The 20,192-nt window shown below is 43.7% G+C and carries 11 protein-coding genes and 2 riboswitches; of the genes, 9 read left to right on the forward strand and 2 right to left on the reverse strand.

Translation table 11 applies throughout. The features are described 5' to 3' along the window. Positions 1-26 precede the first annotated feature (26 nt). Positions 27-2,336: a TonB-dependent receptor gene (locus NBH07_RS20880; protein WP_009016824.1), complete on the forward strand. Its 2,310-nt coding sequence runs from the start codon at positions 27-29 to the stop codon at positions 2,334-2,336. Positions 2,337-2,509: 173 nt separating this feature from the next. Here NBH07_RS20880 and NBH07_RS20885 read toward each other — a convergent pair whose 3' ends face one another. Then, positions 2,510-3,502, reverse strand: coding sequence for a sugar phosphate isomerase/epimerase family protein (locus NBH07_RS20885; RefSeq protein WP_005859698.1), 993 nt, complete (start codon positions 3,500-3,502; stop codon positions 2,510-2,512). 287 nt (positions 3,503-3,789) lie between these two features. On the opposite strand from NBH07_RS20885, the gene NBH07_RS20890 reads away from it, so the two are divergent. From NBH07_RS20890 to NBH07_RS20905, 4 genes are all read left to right on the forward strand, one after another. Next, positions 3,790-6,171, forward strand: a complete 2,382-nt coding sequence (locus NBH07_RS20890) for a TonB-dependent receptor (RefSeq protein ID WP_009016825.1) — start codon at positions 3,790-3,792, stop codon at positions 6,169-6,171. 63 nt (positions 6,172-6,234) lie between these two features. Further along, on the forward strand, positions 6,235-7,650 hold the full coding sequence (locus NBH07_RS20895; protein ID WP_009016826.1) for a DUF4374 domain-containing protein: 1,416 nt from the start codon (positions 6,235-6,237) through the stop codon (positions 7,648-7,650). 9 nt (positions 7,651-7,659) lie between these two features. Further along, a complete protein-coding gene (locus tag NBH07_RS20900; RefSeq protein ID WP_009016827.1) occupies positions 7,660-8,490 on the forward strand; it encodes an alpha/beta hydrolase in 831 nt (276 codons plus the stop codon). Next, the gene (locus NBH07_RS20905) at positions 8,487-9,590 is read left to right on the forward strand and encodes a PepSY-associated TM helix domain-containing protein (RefSeq protein WP_009016828.1); all 1,104 of its coding nucleotides are present in this window, start codon (positions 8,487-8,489) and stop codon (positions 9,588-9,590) included. The genes NBH07_RS20900 and NBH07_RS20905 overlap by 4 nt, the downstream gene beginning before the upstream one ends. Positions 9,591-9,704: 114 nt before the next feature. Here the strand turns inward: NBH07_RS20905 and fldA are convergent, their stop codons facing one another. After that, positions 9,705-10,214: a flavodoxin FldA gene (fldA, locus tag NBH07_RS20910; protein WP_005859688.1), complete on the reverse strand. Its 510-nt coding sequence runs from the start codon at positions 10,212-10,214 to the stop codon at positions 9,705-9,707. Between the two features lie 171 nt (positions 10,215-10,385). Then, positions 10,386-10,588, forward strand: a riboswitch (cobalamin riboswitch). A gap of 207 nt (positions 10,589-10,795) precedes the next feature. Between fldA and NBH07_RS20915 the strand changes: the two genes are divergently transcribed. From NBH07_RS20915 to NBH07_RS20930, 4 genes are all read left to right on the forward strand, one after another. After that, positions 10,796-12,463, forward strand: a complete 1,668-nt coding sequence (locus tag NBH07_RS20915) for an Ig-like domain-containing protein (protein ID WP_229045734.1) — start codon at positions 10,796-10,798, stop codon at positions 12,461-12,463. Positions 12,464-12,480: 17 nt separating this feature from the next. After that, positions 12,481-16,569, forward strand: coding sequence for a DUF5074 domain-containing protein (locus NBH07_RS20920; RefSeq protein WP_009016830.1), 4,089 nt, complete (start codon positions 12,481-12,483; stop codon positions 16,567-16,569). Between the two features lie 148 nt (positions 16,570-16,717). Beyond that, positions 16,718-17,761 (forward strand): PHP domain-containing protein, encoded by a 1,044-nt coding sequence (locus tag NBH07_RS20925; protein ID WP_009016831.1) that lies wholly within the window; start codon positions 16,718-16,720, stop codon positions 17,759-17,761. Between the two features lie 338 nt (positions 17,762-18,099). Further along, a riboswitch (cobalamin riboswitch) is annotated at positions 18,100-18,303 on the forward strand. 200 nt (positions 18,304-18,503) lie between these two features. Beyond that, positions 18,504-20,171, forward strand: coding sequence for an Ig-like domain-containing protein (locus NBH07_RS20930; protein WP_009016832.1), 1,668 nt, complete (start codon positions 18,504-18,506; stop codon positions 20,169-20,171). Positions 20,172-20,192: the final 21 nt, after the last annotated feature.

Genomic DNA, 20,192 nt, shown 5'->3' on the forward strand with positions numbered 1-20,192 from the left:
TGTATTACTTATCAGAATAAATTAAAATGAATAAATTTTTCATCTTTATACTATGCCTGTGCTGTGCCCTAACGGTAGCTCAGGCCATGGGAGAGAACCGTCTAAACGACTCAGACGCAAATGTTTTCGGACATGTATTGGATAAGAAAACAGGGGAACATCTTCCCTTTATCAACGTATTGTTAAAAGGTACCACGATCGGTACGACCACCGATAACTCGGGACATTATTTCCTGAAGAATCTGCCGGAAGGTAAATTTACGCTAGAATATAAAGCGCTCGGGTATAAGACTGTCTCTAAAGAAGTGACCCTAAAGAAAGGAAAAACCTTAGAGATTAATGTAGAACTGGAAGAAGACCAGATCGCCTTGGATGGCGTGGTGGTATCTGCGAATCGTGCGGAAACTTCCCGCCGGTTGGCTCCCACATTAGTGAATGTATTGGATGCGAAGGTTTTTACTACGACTAATGCGGTGAATTTGGCACAGGGACTAAATTTCCAACCGGGTGTACGGGTAGAGACGAATTGCCAGAATTGCGGTTTCCAGCAAGTCCGGATCAATGGATTAGACGGACCTTATACCCAAATACTGATTGATTCACGTCCCATATTCAGCGCTTTATCCGGCGTATATGGGCTTGAGCAAATACCGGCGAATATGATCGAGCGGGTAGAGGTGATGCGAGGAGGGGGATCGGCACTGTTCGGCTCGTCCGCTATCGCCGGGACAATTAATATCATCACGAAGGAGCCCTTGAGAAATTCCGGGGAATTGTCGCATACGTTAACCTCGATCGGTGGGACATCCGCTTTCGATAATAATACGACCCTAAATGCCTCTTTGGTATCGGAAAATGGGAAAGCGGGCTTATATCTTTTTGGCCAGAACCGTCATCGTTCCGGTTTTGATCAGGATGGAGATGGTTTTACGGAGTTGCCTAAATTGAAGAATCAAACGGTTGGTTTCCGTTCGTACCTGAAAACGAGTACTTATAGTAAATTGACATTCGAGTATCATCATATGAATGAATACCGCAGGGGAGGAAATCTGTTGGATCGTCCACCTCATGAAGCGGATATCGCCGAACAGTTGGAGCATTCGATTGATGGAGGAGGTCTGAAATTCGATCTTTTCTCCAAGGATTACAAACATAAATGGAGTGTTTTCACTTCTGCCCAGAATACAGACCGGGATAGTTATTACGGGACGAATCAAGATCCGAACGCTTACGGCAAGACTACGGACCTGACGGTTATGGCCGGTACGCAATATGCTTATAGTTTTGATAAATTCTTATTTATGCCATCGGATTTGACTGCCGGTTTGGAGTATAGTTTCGATCATTTGAAAGACGAGATGATCGGGTATAATCGCTTTACGAATCAGAAGGTGCATATCGAGAGCGCATTTTTGCAGAATGAGTGGAAAAATAAGCGATGGAGCTTCTTGATTGGCGGTCGTTTGGATAAACATAATATGATGGATCATATAATATTCAGCCCTCGTGCGAATATCCGTTTTAACCCGACGGAAGATATCAATATCCGGGCTAGTTATTCCAGTGGTTTCCGTGCCCCGCAAGCGTTCGATGAGGATATGCATATCTCGGCGGTCGGCGGAGAGGTCGCTATGATCCAACGTGCGAAAGATTTATCCGAGGAGAAATCGCGGAGCTTGAGTGCTTCGGTCGATTTTTACCATCGTTTTAAGAATGGTATCCAGTTGAACTTCTTGGTGGAAGGTTTTTACACCAGCTTAAGTGATGTGTTTGTCTTGGAAGATATCGGGAAAGATGAGCAAGGCAATCTGATTAAGGAACGTCGTAACGGTTCCGGGGCGAAAGTGATGGGATTAACCTTGGAAGGGAAGTCGGTGCTAACTTCATGGCTATCTTTGCAAGCGGGCGCTACTTTCCAGCGAAGCCGTTATAAAGAGGCCGAGAAATGGAGCGATGACGAGAATGTACCAGCCGAGACAAGGATGTTCCGTACGCCGGATACCTATGGTTATTTTACGGCTACCCTTACGCCTATCAAACGTTTCACGGCTTCCCTGTCGGGAACTTATACGGGAAGTATGTTGGTGCAGCACTTGGCGGGATATATACCTTTGGATAAGGCGGTGGAGACTCCGGATTTCTTTGATATGAATATCAAGCTTGCGTATGAGTTCCCGCTTTACAAAGAGCTGAAACTAGAAGTAAATGGAGGCGTGCAGAATCTGTTCAACGCTTACCAATCCGACTTTGATCAAGGTAAGAACCGGGATTCCTCCTATATCTATGGCCCGGCTAGCCCGAGAAGTTATTTTGCCGGTGTAAAGATGAGCTTTTAATCATGTAATGCCCTTTGAAAAAACATGTACGTGTTTCGTGAAAAACACGTACGTGTTTCCGAAAAAAGACGTACGTGTTTTTTTGAAGGCAAAATAAACAAAAAGACAGTGTTCCCAAGCGTATGATCGCCCTGCGGAAACACTGCCTTTTTTATGGGATAAATCGGGATGTTTTATTTAACGAACGGAGCGGCTTGCAAATAGGCGGCGCTCTTCTCTACACCCTCGAACTGAGTACGGCCTTTCTTGTCGCCTTCCAGTTCCACGTAGTAGCCGAGGATACCGATCTCGTACGCTTTTTTGAATATATTCGGGAAATTCATCATACCGGAATCACCGATGATCCAACGATCCTTGATGTGCAATAACTTAAAACGATTCGGATAATTCTCCATCCATTCCACGGGATCTTGCTGCCCCATAACGGCCCAATATACATCCAACTCGAACATAACCTTATCCGGATCGGTATTTTTTAGGAATAACTCCTCGATATAAGTACCTTTAGGAGGTGCCCACGGATTCGGGTTCTGTTCCGGTTTCTCGCCGGCTTTCAATACCCGTTTGAACTCATTGCTATGATTATGGTAACCCCATAGGATTCCGGCTTTCTTCGTGATCTCTCCGGCACGGTTGAAGATCTCCGATACTACTTTGGCGTCATCCTCGTTTTCGATACGGGGTAAACTCGGTTGCACCATACAACTAACACCTAGCTCGGCATGGATATCGGTTGCCTTTTTCCAGAACTCGTCGAATTTGGGCATATTCTCTTTCGTGTACTCACGAAGAGAAGGGGTCAGGTGTGAGCTACTGATTCTCAAACCGGCATCATCCACCATTTTCTTATAATCCTTGGAGGCGATGAATGTCGTATTTTTAGGATTATAATCACCGAATTTACCAGTGTCTTCCCTATATCCGAAAATCTCCAGATCGGTATATCCCGCTTTTGCCAATCGGTTCAATCCGTTAGGCATATCTTGCAGTAACTCCTGTCCGAGCGAATAGGTTTGCAATCCCATCTTTTTCCCGGCGGTTGCCGAGGATATCGCATCCGTGGCGGGTATGGATCTGGTGGGATTTGAAGCCATTACTTTTTGGCTGGCTATGCCCCCTAAAGTAAGTAATGAAATGTTTCTCAAAAATGTTCTTCTGTCTGTCATGGTGATAAAGAATTAAAATTAAACATCTGTTTCTCGCAAATATAGTTAACCTTTTTGAAGTTTATTAAGAAAATGTCTCTCAAAAACTTGCGATTGGGTTTAAATAGATTTAAAATTTGACATAACTCAATTTTACGAACTTACTCCATACATCCAATTACCTGAATAAGGGGATTGTTTGGTATACCTCCGTGGATTTTTAATGTGATTTTACCCATTCTTAGGTATTGTGGGGCTGTAGTCTCTGATCGTAACTTTGCAACGTTTTAAATAACATAATTGATTAAATGATGATGAAGAAAATCAGAGGGCTTTTCCTCTCCTTTTTACTGTTGCTTATTTCCATCTCGGCTTTTTCTCAACATAAAACAATGATATCGGGTAAAGTCCTGTCCACGGAAAAAACAACCGTGGATTTCGCTACCGTTTATCTAAAAGGTACGAATTACGGCGGGACTACGAATGAGGAAGGTATCTATCATCTTCAAGCTCCCGCGGGAGAATATACATTAGTAGTATCGGCTATCGGATATAAGACGGTAGAGAAACCCGTGAAACTGATGCGTGGGGAACGGACGAAGATGAATGTGGTAATCAGCCCTCAAGCTACGGAGTTGGATGAGGTGGTTGTCGTTTCTAATGGCGTGACCCGGCTCAAGCGTTCTGCGTTCAATGCCGTGGCCCTCGATACGAAAGCCTTGCAAAATTCAACCCAGAACTTGAGTGAAGCCTTGGCTCAAGCGCCCGGAATGAAGATCCGGGAGTCCGGCGGTGTCGGCTCGGATATGCAACTGATGATGGATGGATTTACTGGCAAGCATATCAAGATCTTTATCGATGGGGTTCCGCAAGAAGGTGTCGGCAGTTCTTTCGGACTGAATAACATTCCGGTGAATTATGCCGAGCGTATAGAGGTCTATAAGGGTGTGGTACCGGTGGGTTTCGGAACAGACGCTATCGGAGGTGTTATCAATATCATCACCAAGAAGAACCGGAACAAATGGTTCTTGGATGCTTCTTATTCATACGGGTCTTTCAATACGCATAAATCTTATGTGAACTTCGGACAGACTTTCCGGAGCGGACTCACGTATGAGATCAACGTTTTCCAGAATTATTCGGATAATAATTACTATGTGGATACTCCGGTGAAGGACTTTACGACCGGAGCGATCAATAAGAAAAAGATCGAGCATGTGAAGCGTTTTCATGATACGTATCATAACGAGGCCGTTATCGGGAAAATCGGTTTCGTGGATAAGAAATGGGCGGATCGTTTGATGTTCGGGTTTACCTATTCACATATGTATAAAGATATACAGACGGGCGTACGCCAAGAAGTGGTGTTTGGCGGCAAATATCGGAAGGGATACTCGATCATGCCGTCGTTGGACTATCGCAAGCGTGATTTCTTCGTTAGGGGCTTGGATGTGGTATTGACGGCGAATTATAATAAGAACATGACGAACAATGTAGATACCTCTTCCTATGAATATAATTGGCGTGGCGAGATGCGTCCGCTCCGGATGCCCGGCGAGCAATCTTATCAGAACACCCGGTCGGATAATAATAACTGGAACGGAACCTTAACAGCTAACTACCGTATCGGTAAGGCGCATACGTTCACGTTCAATCACGTGATCAATGCGTTCCGGCGTTCGAATCAGTCTCTTTTGAACGAGGACTCGGAAGCGAACGCTATCCCGAAGGAAACCCGTAAAAATATCAGCGGTCTTTCGTATCGCTTGATGCCGACGGAACATTGGAACTTGTCTGTGTTCGGTAAATATTACAACCAGTTTATCGCGGGGCCTGTCGCTACTTCCTCGGCTCAAGATGACTATATACGTACGACCAATTCGGTAAGCACGATGGGATATGGGGCCGCGGGAACTTACTTTATCTTGAAAAGCTTGCAAGCGAAATTATCCTATGAGAAAGCCTATCGCCTGCCGACCAATGAGGAGATGTTTGGCGATGAGGACCTTGAGACCGGCGATATTTCCTTGAGACCGGAGAACAGCGATAACGTGAATCTGAATTTAAGCTACAACGAGATATTCGGTAAGCATTCCGTATATGTGGAAGGCGGATTGATCTACCGAAATACGAAAGATTATATCCAACGGAATATATCGGATTTGAGCGGCGGTAAATATGGCGCTACCTATGTGAATCATGGTCGTGTAGAGACCAAGGGTTACAATATCTCGGTTCGCTACGGTTTCGCTAACTGGGTAAGCGTAGGAGGAAACTTTACGCAGATGAATGTGAGGGATAACGTGAAGACGGTTACCAGCGGGACGAACCAAGAGAGCTTGACATATGGCGCACGTATGCCGAATCTTCCTTATCAGTTTGCCAACTCGGATGTGACTTTCTATTGGCGTAATTTGTGGAAGAAAGGCAATACGCTAAGTGTCACTTACGATAATTTATATATGCATAGTTTCCCGCTGTATTCGGAGGCAGTAGGCAGTGAATCCGAATTTGTGGTACCAACTCAATTCTCGCATAACCTGACACTCTCTTATGGTATACAGAACGGGCGTTACAATATCTCTTTCGAGTGCAGGAATCTCACGAACGAGAAATTATACGATAACTTCAGCTTGCAGAAGGCTGGCAGGGCTTTCTATGGTAAGGTGAGGGTTTATTTCGGTAATTAATTTAAAGTGTGACTATCTTTTATTTATCAATAATTAATTCAAAACATAATAGATTAAAACAACATGAAGAAGAATTATTTAATGACAGGTCTTGCCGCCGCGTTATTGGTTGGGGGAGTATTTACTTCTTGTAGTGACGACGATCCTGTAAACCCGGATAACGGAGGCAACGGGAATGGAAATGGCGGAGGATCGACCTCGGAGGTGGTTTCGAGCTATGTAGTCGCCGCTTCTGTCGGTGATGCGAATTACTTGTTGACAGCCGATACGCTGGGTGATGGCTCTATCTCCGCTAAAAACAACGGACTCACTACGGAAAGCGGTACGCAATGGATCTTCTATAAGGATAAATATTTGTATCGTTTGGTTTACAATCAAGGAAATGCCGGTGTTACTTCTTCATACGTACTGAATGCGGAAGGTAAGATTAAAGAGCGTGATAATACTTACGAGATCAAGCGATTTACTTCTTATGGTATCTACGGTGACTATATCATTACATCTTCTACCGGTGATCTGGGTGAGGAATATGCGGACGAGAATGGTTATCTGCCTAAAGGTTTCTTGCTCTCTTATCTGGATGTGGCCAAAGAGACGTTTACGACAAACACGAATACGATCTTGTCGGAGAATTATTTGGGAAATGGCGAGTTTGTTACGTTAGCGGGTATTCTCCAAGCGAACGGCCGGATCTATTCCGCGGCTATCCCGATGGGATTGAGTAAGTACGGCGTGAAAGCGGAGGGAGGTAAATATGTTAAATACCCGGAGCTGGTAAAGACTGAATCCGGAGGAAGCGGTAGTGGCGCTTACGAAAAAGGGGAATTGCAATGGACGCAATATCCGAACGAGGCTTGGGTCGCTATTTATGCGAACGAGAAATTCGAGAACCCGAAACTGATAAAGACGGATAAGATCAGTTATGCTTGCGGACGTAACCGTTCTCAATACTACCAGACCATTTGGACGGCAGACAACGGCGATGTGTATGTGTTCTCGCCCAGCTATGCCAAGACGATGACCGCGGAGGTACAGAAAACGACTTTGCCGGCCGGTGTAGTTCGTATTAAGGCTAATGCGGAGGAGTTTGATCCTGATTATTATTGTAATTTGGAGGCACAGACGGGTGGTAAGGCATTCTTGCGTTGTTGGCATATCACGGAAGATTATTTCTTGTTGTTGATGTATGATCGTCCGTTGACTGAATCCGGATTCGCCGCGAAAGAGTTGGCTATTTATAAAGGAGAGGATAAGAGTCTTACTTACGTGAAGGGGCTGCCTTCCACGGATGTTATTTCCGGATTTGGCAATACTCCGTTCTCGGAGGATGGTATCGCTTATATGGCGGTTACGACTACCGATGGAAGTCAACCTGCCGTGTATCGTATCGATCCGAAGACAGCTACCGCTACAAAAGGTCTTACCGTTGAGGCAGAGCAAATCAGTGGTGTGGGTAAATTGACTGCCGCTCAAGAGTAATAAGCAAGTATGAGTCGGACTCACATTCTTTTAATATTCCTCCTGCTCCCGCTAATCCTGCGGAGCCAGGAGGATATTTGTATAGGAAAGAAACTGGTTTTGTACTCTACCGTATTGCAAGAAGACCGGAGTTATTGGATACACCTGCCGGAGCATTATAATATGGATACGAAACAACGCTATCCGGTTGTTTACCTGCTAGATGGAGATTCTTTTTTTCATTCTCTGGTAGGCATAAGGAAAACGTTGGCATCCGGTAGAGGTAAATATCTACCTCCCTGTATTATTGTCGGGGTATTAAATTCGGATCGGACACGTGATTTTACGCCTACCGCTTCAGCCGCCGGACGGGATGGTAAAATCTCCATAGATGCGATTCCGCAAGGAGGGGGAAGTGAGGCTTTCAGTAAGTTTCTTACGGAAGAACTTCGCCCTGCTATCGATAGTGCCTATCGCACGAACGGCTGGAATATGCTTATCGGTCATTCGTATGCGGGGCTTTTCACCTTGAATACGTTTCTTCGTCATACGGAATTATTTGATACCTATCTAGCGGTCGACCCTAGTTTGTGGTGGGATCAGGGGCGGTTGGTCCGGGAGGCGGAGGCTTTGGTTGCAGGCCGGGATTTTAAAGGGAAAAGCCTGTATATCGGTGTCGCGTCTAAAAAAAGGACGGACCGGGTGGACATTCATCTTGACAAAGTGAGTTATCTTCTTTCGGAGGTTTTGCCACAAGCGGAGAACCTGCGTTTCTTTAGTAAATCATTTCCCGACGAGAACCATGGAACGGTAGCGGTTCCGGGTATATATGACGGGATTAAACAATTATTCGGAAAATGAGAAAATTCTTTGCGAAAGTACATTTATGGCTATCGATACCTTTTGGCATTATTATTGCGATTGTCTGCCTGACCGGGGCGATTCTCGTCTTTGAGACAGAGATATTAGAATTAGGCTACCCTTCCCGTTATTTTGTAAAGGAAGTAAAAGGGGAACCTCTCTCGCCTGCCGCCATGATAGAATCGGCACGCCAACAATTACCCGATTCGGTTCGAATAAACGGTATTCGGGTATCGTCTGACCCGAGACGAACTTATCAACTGGTATTACCGGGGAAAAAGGCCGCGGGTTTTATTGATCCCTACACCGGGGAGGTGACCGGGATGGATGACGGACAAGGTTTTTTCCTGAAAATGATGCGTCTTCATCGTTGGTTACTTGATGAGTATAAACGGGATGGAAGTTTTTCTTGGGGAAAATCAATAGTTGGCTATGCGACTTTGGTCTTGGCGATTATTATTATAAGTGGAATCGTAATTTGGTATCCCCGTAATAAAAAAGTATTGAGAAACCGGTTGAAAGTAAAGACCAAGGCTGGTTGGTTCCGTTTCTTCTATGATTTACATGTCTCCGGGGGATTCTATGCGGCATTGCTCCTGCTTATCTTAGCGTTAACCGGATTAACATGGTCGTTTGGTTGGTATCGAAATGCCTTTTATAGTGTCTTCGGTATTAGTGCAAACCCGCCTCAAGCGCATCATGCTCCAGCTTCTTCCGGCGCGAAGAAACCCGCGAAGAAAAAGACGGATTACACACAATGGGCTGAGGTGTTATCGGCATTGAAAAGCCATTATCCGGACTTTAACTCAATCACGATCCAAGATGGCTCCGCTACGGTTTCTACGGCCCGTTATGGAAATACAAGAGGAAGCGACCGTTACTCCTTTGATCCTGCTACGGGTGAGATTACGGAAGTCCAATTATATAAAGATCTCCCAAAATCGGGGAAGATAAGAGGATGGATTTATTCCGTACACGTCGGCTCGTGGGGGGGAATGACTACCCGTATATTGACTTGCTTAGTTTCCTTGTTGGGGACGATCTTCGCGATAACCGGCTATTATTTTTGGATAAAGAAACAATTCAGGAAACTGAGATGAAAAGAAAGAGGTATGTTTGACCCACATACCTCTTCATAAATCTAAACCAATCAAGTTGAATACGCAAACGTTGTAATATTAAGGTTAAACAGTTATGTATGTAAAAGTGTGCGTCTATTCAATTCCTTCTTTCCTTATAGATGCCAACCACTGGTCGATCCGCCCTTCTGTTTGATCGTCTTCATTCATTTCATCCAGAGGAAGTCCGACGAACATACCGTTTATGCAGGCGGTGGAACTGTCAAATGAATATCCCGAGGCATCTACAGCGCCGATGAACTTGCAACCTGTATTTCGCAGGTCGGAATAGATCGTACCGATGGCGTCACAGAAAGTGTCGCTAAAAGAGGCTGAGTCTCCGCAACCGAATAATGCGACGGTTTTCTCACTTAAGTCCAGCTTTTTCAGCTTCCCTAGATAACTATCCCAATCATCTTGCAAATCTCCGGCGCCCCAAGTGGAACAGCCCAATAACAAGATTTCATAAGGCGCTACATCAGCGGGAGAAGCGTTAGATACGTCATGAATATCTTTGTCTTCCACACCCAGCTTCTCTGCGATACGTTTCGCGATCCCTTCCGTCGTTCCTGTAGACGAGCCGTAGAATATTCCTATAGTCTTCATTTCTATTTGTTTTTATAGTTTAATAACGAAGACAAATATCCGATATCTTATTAGTCTCGGCAATACCTACAAATATGTATTTTGAGGGTTGCGAATACCCACGAATGGCCAGCGATGGTTGAGGGAATAAAGGTTTTGATAAAATTGTGTATATTTTGAATTGTTTTTTTATAAATTTGCCATCGTATTGGTTCGCCTACCCTATTCAGGTACGGCGATTAAAAGGGAATCAGGTGAGAAACCTGGACAGTCCCGCTGCTGTAAGCTCCAAAAAAGCTTTAGACATCAACTCATTGCCACTGTTTCCGGAAGGAACGGGAAGGAAGTTCTAAAGTGGAGTAAGTCAGAAGACCTGCCAATGCCGGATAACCGCCGCAATTTTACGCTACCGGGGTTTAGCGTATGATTCAAATATGGAATACAGAGAACATTGCTCTAAAGAGGTAATTTTGATAGGGTAAGTTATGCCGTAGTTTGTGGGGAACTATGGGTAATTTATTTTGTGTTAACCTGTTAAAGCCATGTCTTTTTATATCATTCAGTGTATTTGTTTTTTGGAGTTTTACATTAATATTATGCTTATGAGAAAGTTTTTATCTTTTTTCTTTGTAATGGCTTTTTACGTAGTTGGAGCCTATGCGCAAGTATTGGTCCAAGGTCAACCGCATCCTTCCGCAAGGAATATCTCAACAAAGCAGGAGTCTCAGTTAAGAGCTGATGCCAGTTTTACTTTCGATGACATCCAATATTGGGTTGGTAACGGTAGCAATAAAGCCGCTTTAGTGATTGAATGGCATGATGGGAATCGCCCGGATGCCATGGTTTGGGGATATCGCTGGGATGGCGAGGCAACCGGACATGATATGATCGTGGCGATTGCTCAAGCAGATCCTCGATTGGTATTGCTCACCCAATACACTGGCTGGATGGGATATACGATCGATGGAATCGGGTATGGTGAAAGTAGACTTAATATTTCTTATGATCTAGAGGGAGCGAAGTCTGAGCCTAAAAATGCGTTTAAATTTGAACCTCCTATCACAAATCCGCTGTTGGGGCAAACTTCTCATCCAGAGCATCCGGCAGAGGATGTTGCGGCCGCCATTCGGCAAGGGGTTCAAACAGGAGTTATTTATCACCCGATAAATGCGGAAAGATATGGATATCCATCTTATGACTATGACTATTGGAGTTGTAGCAATGGCATTCATTGGCAAGCCGGTTGGTATTATGGCTATTGGAGTTATTTTGTGAGAAGTAGCCAAACCTCTAATTTTAGCTATTCTGGTTTAGGTGCGACAAGCCGTGTATTGACGGATGGTTGTTGGGATGCGTGGAGCTGGAATGGAAATATGAATACATCAGAAGGAACTCAGCCCGGGGATGTCTTTGTCGCTGCGACAATACCCTCTGGAGGTGGAGGGGATGAACCCGAGATCCCGGTGATACACGTAACATCCATTTCTCTCAATAAGTCTTCTTTGCGTTTACAAGCAGGAGCAAACGCAACCCTTGTAGCTAGTATCTCTCCTGTAAACGCTGATAATAAGCAGGTTATTTGGAGTAGTTCCGATACAGGCATAGCAACCGTAGAAAATGGGGTCGTAACAGGTGTCAAGCCCGGTGTGGTGAAAATAACAGCCCAATCGGTAGATGGCGGATATACCGCTGTTTGCGAGGTAACGATAACGGAAGTTGTTATTCCGGAAATAGATTTCAATGGTCTTGATGCTGTTTTAACTTTTCCGAAAGTAGAGGAAGCCACCTCTTATGAAGTTCGTGTTTATAGAAATGAGGATAGTGGTCATAAAAGAATCGCTACTTATGTAATCGATGCCGAAGGTAATATAATCACAGAATTAAGAGCGGTGAGCTTACAAGGCTCTTCTGGGAAAATTTTGGTTCCATTGAAAAATTTAGACATAGACGGTGTTTATACGATAGAGATACAGGTGCTGAATGGGTTGGATATAATAGATACCTATACAGTAGAAAAAATATCGAATCCAGTAAGTAATGAATATTTATCCGCAAGTGGTAGTCGGGTAATTTATCAAAATGGGACATTGTCTTTGGAGCATTTGGATGGATATCATTTTTATTTAATGACAATGGAAGGAAAAATATTGAGAACCTTTATAACTCGAGTTCCCCACAAACTTTATCCTATATCGCTTCCCTCCGGGAATTATCTGTTGACAGGAGAAAAGGATGGAGACCGGAAGGTCTTTAAATTCCGTATTAATTAATAATTAAATTCATTTACATGAAAAGAACACTTTACTTAAGTATGGTTTGCTTACTATCGGCCTTTTCGGCTGTGGGGCAAACCGGTTTGCGGGGGCTGAATCCGATAGAGAAGCAGAAACTGCAAATGCCTGAACTTCCGGCTTCGCAAAGCCGAGTCACGCTACTACGTTCAAGTGAAAACGTAGATTATACACAGGGAGTCTTTATTTTGAACGAGGACTGGTTTGGTCATAACAACAGTACTATTAATTTTATGACTTCTTCTGGTGATTTTGCTTATAGGATTTTCCAGACAGCAAACCCTGGTAAAGAATTAGGTTGTACATCTCAGTTTGGTACTATTTTTGGAGATAATATGTTTATTACTTCTAAACAGCCAAAGGATGGTGGAGCCAGTATTGAAGGAGGTCGCCTGAATGTGGTGGATGCCAAGACAATGAAAGTGAAAGCTCAATTTACGGATATAGGCGGAGGCGATGGGCGTGCTTTTTTAGGCGTGAATGACTCTGTTGGCTATATTGGCGCTTCAAACGGTATTTTTTTGTTTGATATAAAGAACTTGACGGTTGGAGACCAATTGAAAGGTGCCTCAAATTCCGGGGGACTTTATAATGGTCAAGTAGGAATGATGGTCCGGACAAAAACATATGTGTTTGCGGTTCAGCAAAGTAAAGGCGTTTTAGTGATAGATCCTCTAAAACATGAGATTATCAAATTGATAGAAGGAAGTTTCAGCACTTTGACACAAAGTAAGGATGGCAGTGTTTGGGTAGGTGCTGGATCACGCCTGTTATGTATTGATCCGGAGACTTTGGAAGAAACTTATCTATCATTACCCGATGGCTTGACTATACCGGATTCATGGTATGCTTGGACTGCGGGTGTTCTTTGTGCAAGTACGCAAGAAAATGCTATTTATTGGACAAAGGGAGGTGGTTTTAGCAGTGGTAATGAGATTTATCGTTATGAGATCGGTAATCCTTCTTCTATGGATAAACCGTTTTATACCATTCCGGAGAAGGGACGCGTATTGTATGTGGGTGCCGGTTTACGTGTAAGTCCAGATGACAAATTGTATATTTCCGCTTTTGAGAATTTTGGCTCTATAAACTATTGGCAATATGTTGTAGATGCTAAAACTGGCCGTCAATTAGGGTGTTATCCGCTAGAACCCAGCTATTGGTTCCCTGCCATGCATATCTTCCCTGATAATGAGGCTCCGGTTGTTAAAGATTTTACTTCGATAGAGGCTGGTATTAATGATGCGCCTATAACTGTATCTTTAAAAGATATGGCTACGGATAAAGACAATATAGCTGAAGCTATCTATAAATCCGTTAAATCAGTATCGAATGAGAGTCTGTTATCTGCATCTATTTTAGGTGATAATCTGACTCTAACATTGAAGCCGGATCAAACAGGAGAAGCTACCGTCTCCGTTAATTTCGATTCGAATGGAAAGATTGTCACAAAGGATTTGAAAGTGACGGTGAAAGGAAAAGCAGTTTATTTAGATAAGCATGAGTTATCTCAGAATGTGGGTGAAAAATCCACATTAAAGGTGACTGTTCCCGAAGGTGTTTCTGCCGTATGGACTTCTTCGAACAGCAATGTGGCGAGTGTGGTAAATGGAGAAATAACCGCTGTTGCTCAAGGTTCTGCCAAAATTATCGTGTCAGCAGGTAATGAGAAGGACACTTGTCTTGTAAATGTTTCTCTTTCAGTCCAAAGTTTGACTTTAGATGTCGAGAGTGATACGACCCGTGTACAGCGTGATGGTACACTCCAGTTAAAAGTTAAATTACATCCTGAAGGAGCGGTTCTACCTGAATTGCTTTGGAACTCCTCGAACACAAAGGTCGCTCATGTGAATAATAAGGGATTGGTTACGGCTTTTGCGGATGGACTAGCTGTTATTAAGGTTATGAGTGCAGATTCATCCAAAATGGATAGCTGTGTTATCAAGGTTCTAGCCAATATTCAATCCGTGAGTTTACCGGAATCAATATCCCTAAATACGAATTCGAATGGAAAGCAACATACTTATACATTGAAACCTACGTTTATACCTGCTAAGCCTACAAATACGGTTGTTAGTTGGAAATCTTCGAATGAGGATATTGTCACGGTTTCAGAGAAAGGCTTAATTACGGCTATTAAAGCAGGTGAAGCTACCATTACGGTGACTACGGAGGATGGATCGAAAACTGCGGAATGTAAAGTGAATTGTGTACAATGGCCGGATGCGGTTAAATTGGATTTGACATTTGTTTCTATGAAACCGGGTAACACGCAGCAATTGACGATAACGACAACACCAGATTCGATAGGTGCCGTACCAATGAAGTATGTTTCTGATACGCCGGATGTTGTTACGGTTGATAAGAATGGTGTATTGACCGCAAAAAAATATGGTGAGGCAATCATTACGGTGTCTCCGTTAAGTGGTGCGGATGTAAAAGCGACTTGTAAAGTTGCGGTTGAGATTCCTGTAACGAGCATCCAATTGGATAAAGATACGATTTGCCAGAAACCGAACACTTTCGCTCAATTGACCGCAACTATTAATCCGGGGGATGCTACATTCCAAGAACTGACATGGAAGTCTACCAGTATGAGCCCCGTGCGCGTGTCTAGCGATGGCAAGGTTTCTTTCGTTCGTCCGGGTAAATCAAATGTCGTCGTTACTTCAAAATACGGAGGAATAACCGATACTTGCGTAATAATCGTTGATTCAATCCATGTGGAATCTTTTGAATTAAAACAGCATGAGATGACAATCGATATCTCGAAGTCTGGTCGCTTAGAATGGATTTATGCGCCTGATGACGCATCTCAGACAATGCCCGATATAACGGCCGCTGATGAAGATATATTATATATTTATTATGATGGACGTATTCGTGGAGAAAAGGCGGGCTCTACTTGGGTCTATGCGAATATGGAAAATGGCAAGTTTGTCGATTCTTGTTTAGTCCATGTCGTATGTGATATAGATACTGTAACGTTGAATAAGAATCAAGCTACGATAGAACTAGGTCGTACGATAACGTTAACTCCGACAGTTAAAGTAAAACCAACCGTAGAGAATCCGGAAGAAGTGGATCAAACAGTTTATTGGAAAAGTGATAATAAGGAGATCGCTACCGTTGTGGACGGTGTAGTGACCGCTATTTCAGGAGGTTCTACTCGCATTTGGGTATATACGAATTACGGAGATATTCCTGCCTATTGTGATGTCACGGTAGTTCCGGTTACGGAGGCTCCTTCCTCTTCAGTTACAGGGGTTTCTTTAAATGCTTCTTCTTTGTCTTTAGATAAGGGCGAGACGGCTGTTTTAGCTGCGATTGTCACTCCTTCAAATGCGGAAAATAAATCCGTGTCATGGAGTAGCTCGGATATTACTGTTGCTTCTGTAGCCGACGATGGTACGGTTACCGCCGGAATTGCCGGTGTCGTTACGATAACCGTAACAACGGATGACGGTGGTTATACGGCCACTTGCGAGGTTACGGTAACCGACCCAGACTTGGATAAACCTGTGGTTGAGGCCGCTGATTCCACGGCTACGCTGACCTTCCCGAAAGTGCCAGAGGCTACCTTCTATGAGGTCTCCGTATACAAATATGTGAATGAGGTTCCCGTATTGTTTGGTGTTTACACGATGGATGCGGACGGGAATATCCTCACCAGCTTGCGAAGCGATCTGCGTTTAGGTACTCCGGATAAGATCGCTATATCCTTGCGGGATTTGGATGAAGATTCTGATTATATCGTGAAAATTACGGCTGTTAAAGAGAAAGACGGAAAGAAAGAGGTGGTAGGCACATTCTATAGTGAACCGTTCTCTACCTCTTCCGGGACGGTCAGCAATGAGACGATAGGTGCGGGTGAGGCCCGTATCTATTATTACGCCGGCTATCTGCATTTGAATAATCTGGAAGGCTATCGTTGCTATATCGTAGGATTCAACGGTACGGTATTGGATGCTTTTGAGGTGACCGATTTGAATGAGAGCCGTTTGATGAGTTTTTCCAAAGGATCTTATATCATCACTGCCATCAATGGCAATGATCGGATAACGAGGAAGTTCGTAATCAAGTAATATCGAAACAAGGTGAAGGAGAGTCAAAAGGCTCTCCTTCCTATCGTTATAACAATGTGATATGAATGACATTTTAAATTAATTAGCTTATGAGAAAATTTTGTTGTTTATTTCTATCTTAGTACCCCGTTATTGAGCAATTTTAAGCATGAAAAGATTCATAGTTCCCGCATTGCCGGACGAAACCTCTGAGGAAGAGGATGTTTACGAGCTAACGCATATCGATCACTTGTTTATAAGAGACCGGATCGAGATTCCGGGATTCAGTAATTACGAGACGTTAAAATGTGACTTTCATACCCATACGGTATTCTCCGACGGCTTGGTATGGCCCGATGCCCGGATATATGAGGCTTGGCAGGAGGGATTGGATGCGATAGCGATTACTGACCATATCGAGCACCGGATCAACAAGGTTATTTTGAAAGGAGATTTAAACGAATCTTACAAAATCGCTAAAAAAGCCGCTGACGACATGGACTTTATCGTGATTCCCGGAGCGGAAATAACACGTTCCAAGCCCTTGGGACACCTAAACGCCTTGTTTGTACAAGATGTCAATCTTATGGAGAAAGAAAATCCTGTGGAATCTATTGCCGAGGCAAAAAGGCAAGGGGCATTTATTGTGTGGAATCATCCCGGCTGGCCGAATCATAAGGCCACTTTATATCCCATACATGAAAAACTGATTCAAGAGAACATGATCGATGGTATAGAAGTCATGTCTTACAAGGACTTTTACCCGATTGCATTAGAATGGTGTTCCGGTTTTAAGAAAGCGTTTATGGCAAGTAGCGACGCTCATTGTGTTCTTTCCGGGATATACAGGAAAGGACTACGTCCCCTGACGCTGGTATTCTCGGAAGAAAGAAGTGAGAAAAGGATACGGGAGGCATTGTTCGCCGGTCGTACGGCCGCGTTATTCGATGGGAAAATCGCGGGAGAAGAAAAATACTTGGCCCCATTGGTCAAGGCCTGTATCCGGGTTAAGCGAATGAGGAATACGTGTTTGGAGGTAACCAATATATCTGATATTCCTTTCATTATATATTGCGAAAACAATTTATACCTGCTCCCGGAAAGAAAAACGATTATAATGATGAATCCTAAGGAAAATAGTTGGATAATGAAAAACTGTTTTATCGGCAGGAATAAGAACCTATCGATTTATTTCGATGATTTTTCGGTATGAGTCAATTTTCATCCAGCTCAGAGACCGGGCCCTAATGCGGCATATTACGTCTCTACAACTAGATATAAATTTCTCGGAAGGGCTAAACTTTTCGATCCGTAATTTCTCTAGTGCTTCCGACAATCCTCTGGCGGTAGCACGCTCATCGATCTCCCCTGTTTTCATCCGAACTGATCATGTGGGTATCTATATTAAATCGGATTACTATTGATAGTAACCGCATTTTTTATGGATAGTAGTCGGTATTTCCCTCGTCCTTATTTTTTAATTTATACAATATGCAGTATAGTCAAAAAAAAGCATTTAATAATATTGTGTATATTTTGAATTGTTTTTTATAAATTTGCTGCCGTATTGGTTCGCCTACTTTATTCAGGGTACGGCGATTAAAAGGGAATCAGGTGAGAAACCTGGACAGTCCCGCTGCTGTAAGCTCCAAAAAAGCTTTAGACATCAACTCATTGCCACTGTTTCCGGAAGGAACGGGAAGGAAGTTCTAAAGTGGAGTAAGTCAGAAGACCTGCCAATGCCGGATAACCGCCGCGATTTTACGCTACCGGGGTTTAGCGTAGGATTCAAAAAGGGGAAATATACGAAGTGAATATTGCTTTACATGAAGGATTGATCGGGTGAATCGTGACTTAGTACCTCCCGGACTATGGAAATATTCATGATTATTTGATCTTTCTTTTATATTCCCTCTTGATCGTTTTTTGGAGTTTTACATTTAATATAAAAGCTTATGAGAAAAATTCTATCTCTTTTCTTTGTAATGGCTTTGTGTGTAGTAGGTCTTTCGGCGCAAGGATTGGTTCAAGGGCAACCACATCCCTCGGCTCCGAATGTGCTGGCGAAAACAAAGTCCCAGTTAAGGGCTGACGCCAGCTTTTCTTTTGACGACATCCAGTTTTGGGTAGGAAGCGGCAGCAAGAGAGCCGCTTTAGTGATCGAATGGCATGATGGGAATCGACCGGATGCTATGGTTTGGGGATATCGCTGGGATGGCGAGGCTACCGGACACGATATGATCGTGGCGATAGCGAAGGCCGATCAGAAACTTCTTTTATTAACCCAATATACGGGTTGGATGGGTTATACGATCGATGGTATTGGATATGGGGATAATCTGGACGTCCGATATGATTTGGATGTGGCCAAGAATGAACCGAATAATGCTTTCAAATTTGAACCTCCCATTACGAATCCTTTGTTGGGGCAGACTGGTTTTCCTGAAAATCCGGCGGGGGACGTAGCGGCGGCTATTCGACAAGGCGTACAAACCGGGGTTATCTATCACCCGATAAATGCGGAAAGATATGGATATCCATCTTATGACTATGACCATTGGAGTTGTAGCAATGGCATTCATTGGCAAGCCGGTTGGTATTATGGTTATTGGAGTTATTTTGTGAGAAGTAGTCAAACCTCGAATTTTAGTTATTCAGGTTTAGGTGCTACAAGCCGTGTATTGACGGATGGTTGTTGGGATGCGTGGAGTTGGAATGGAAATATGAATACATCAGAAGGAACTCAGCCCGGAGATGTCTTTGTCGCAGCGACAATACCCTCTGGAGGTGGAGGGGATGAACCCGAGATCCCGGTGATACACGTAACATCCATTTCTCTCAATAAGTCTTCTTTGCGTTTACAAGCAGGAGCAAATGCAATCCTTGCAGCTAGTATCTCTCCTGTAAACGCTGATAATAAGCAGGTTACTTGGAGTAGTTCCGATACAGGTATAGCAACGGTAGAAGATGGGGTCGTAACAGGTGCCAAGCCCGGTGTGGTGAAAATAACAGCCCGATCGGTAGATGGCGGATATACCGCTGTTTGCGAGGTGACGGTAACGGAGACGGTTACTCCTGAGATCGATTTTGAAGGGACCGGGGCGGTTATCTCATTCCCTAAAGTGGAGGAAGCCACCTCCTATGAGGTTCGTGTCTACAGATATGAGAATGGAAGTTATAAAAAGATAGGCACTTACGTAGCGGATGCGGAAGGCAATATCATTACTGAACTACTGACGAAAGGCTTACGGGCTACTTCCGGCACTATATCCGTCCCACTGAAGAACCTAGGGAGGGATGACGCTTATCGGATAGAGATCCAAGTCATGAATGGCTTGGACGTGATCGATACCTATATGGTAGAAAAATCTTCTGATCCGGTGAGCAATGAGACTATGGCTCCCGTTATCCCAAAGGTTTCCTATCAGAATGGAGCGTTGCGCTTTGAGCATTTAGCCGGATATCAAATCTATTTAATGCAGATAAACGGGAAAATGTTGGAACGTTTTGTGATTCAAGTTCGGGAGGAACTTCATCCAATATCTCTTCCATCCGGGAATTATCTACTGATAGGCGAAAAGGATGGCGATAAAAAGACATTTAAAATTCATATTACTCAATAATTAAATTTATTAACATGAGAC

Source organism: Parabacteroides sp. B2-S-102 (assembly GCF_023656665.1).
GTDB lineage: Bacteria > Bacteroidota > Bacteroidia > Bacteroidales > Tannerellaceae > Parabacteroides > Parabacteroides distasonis.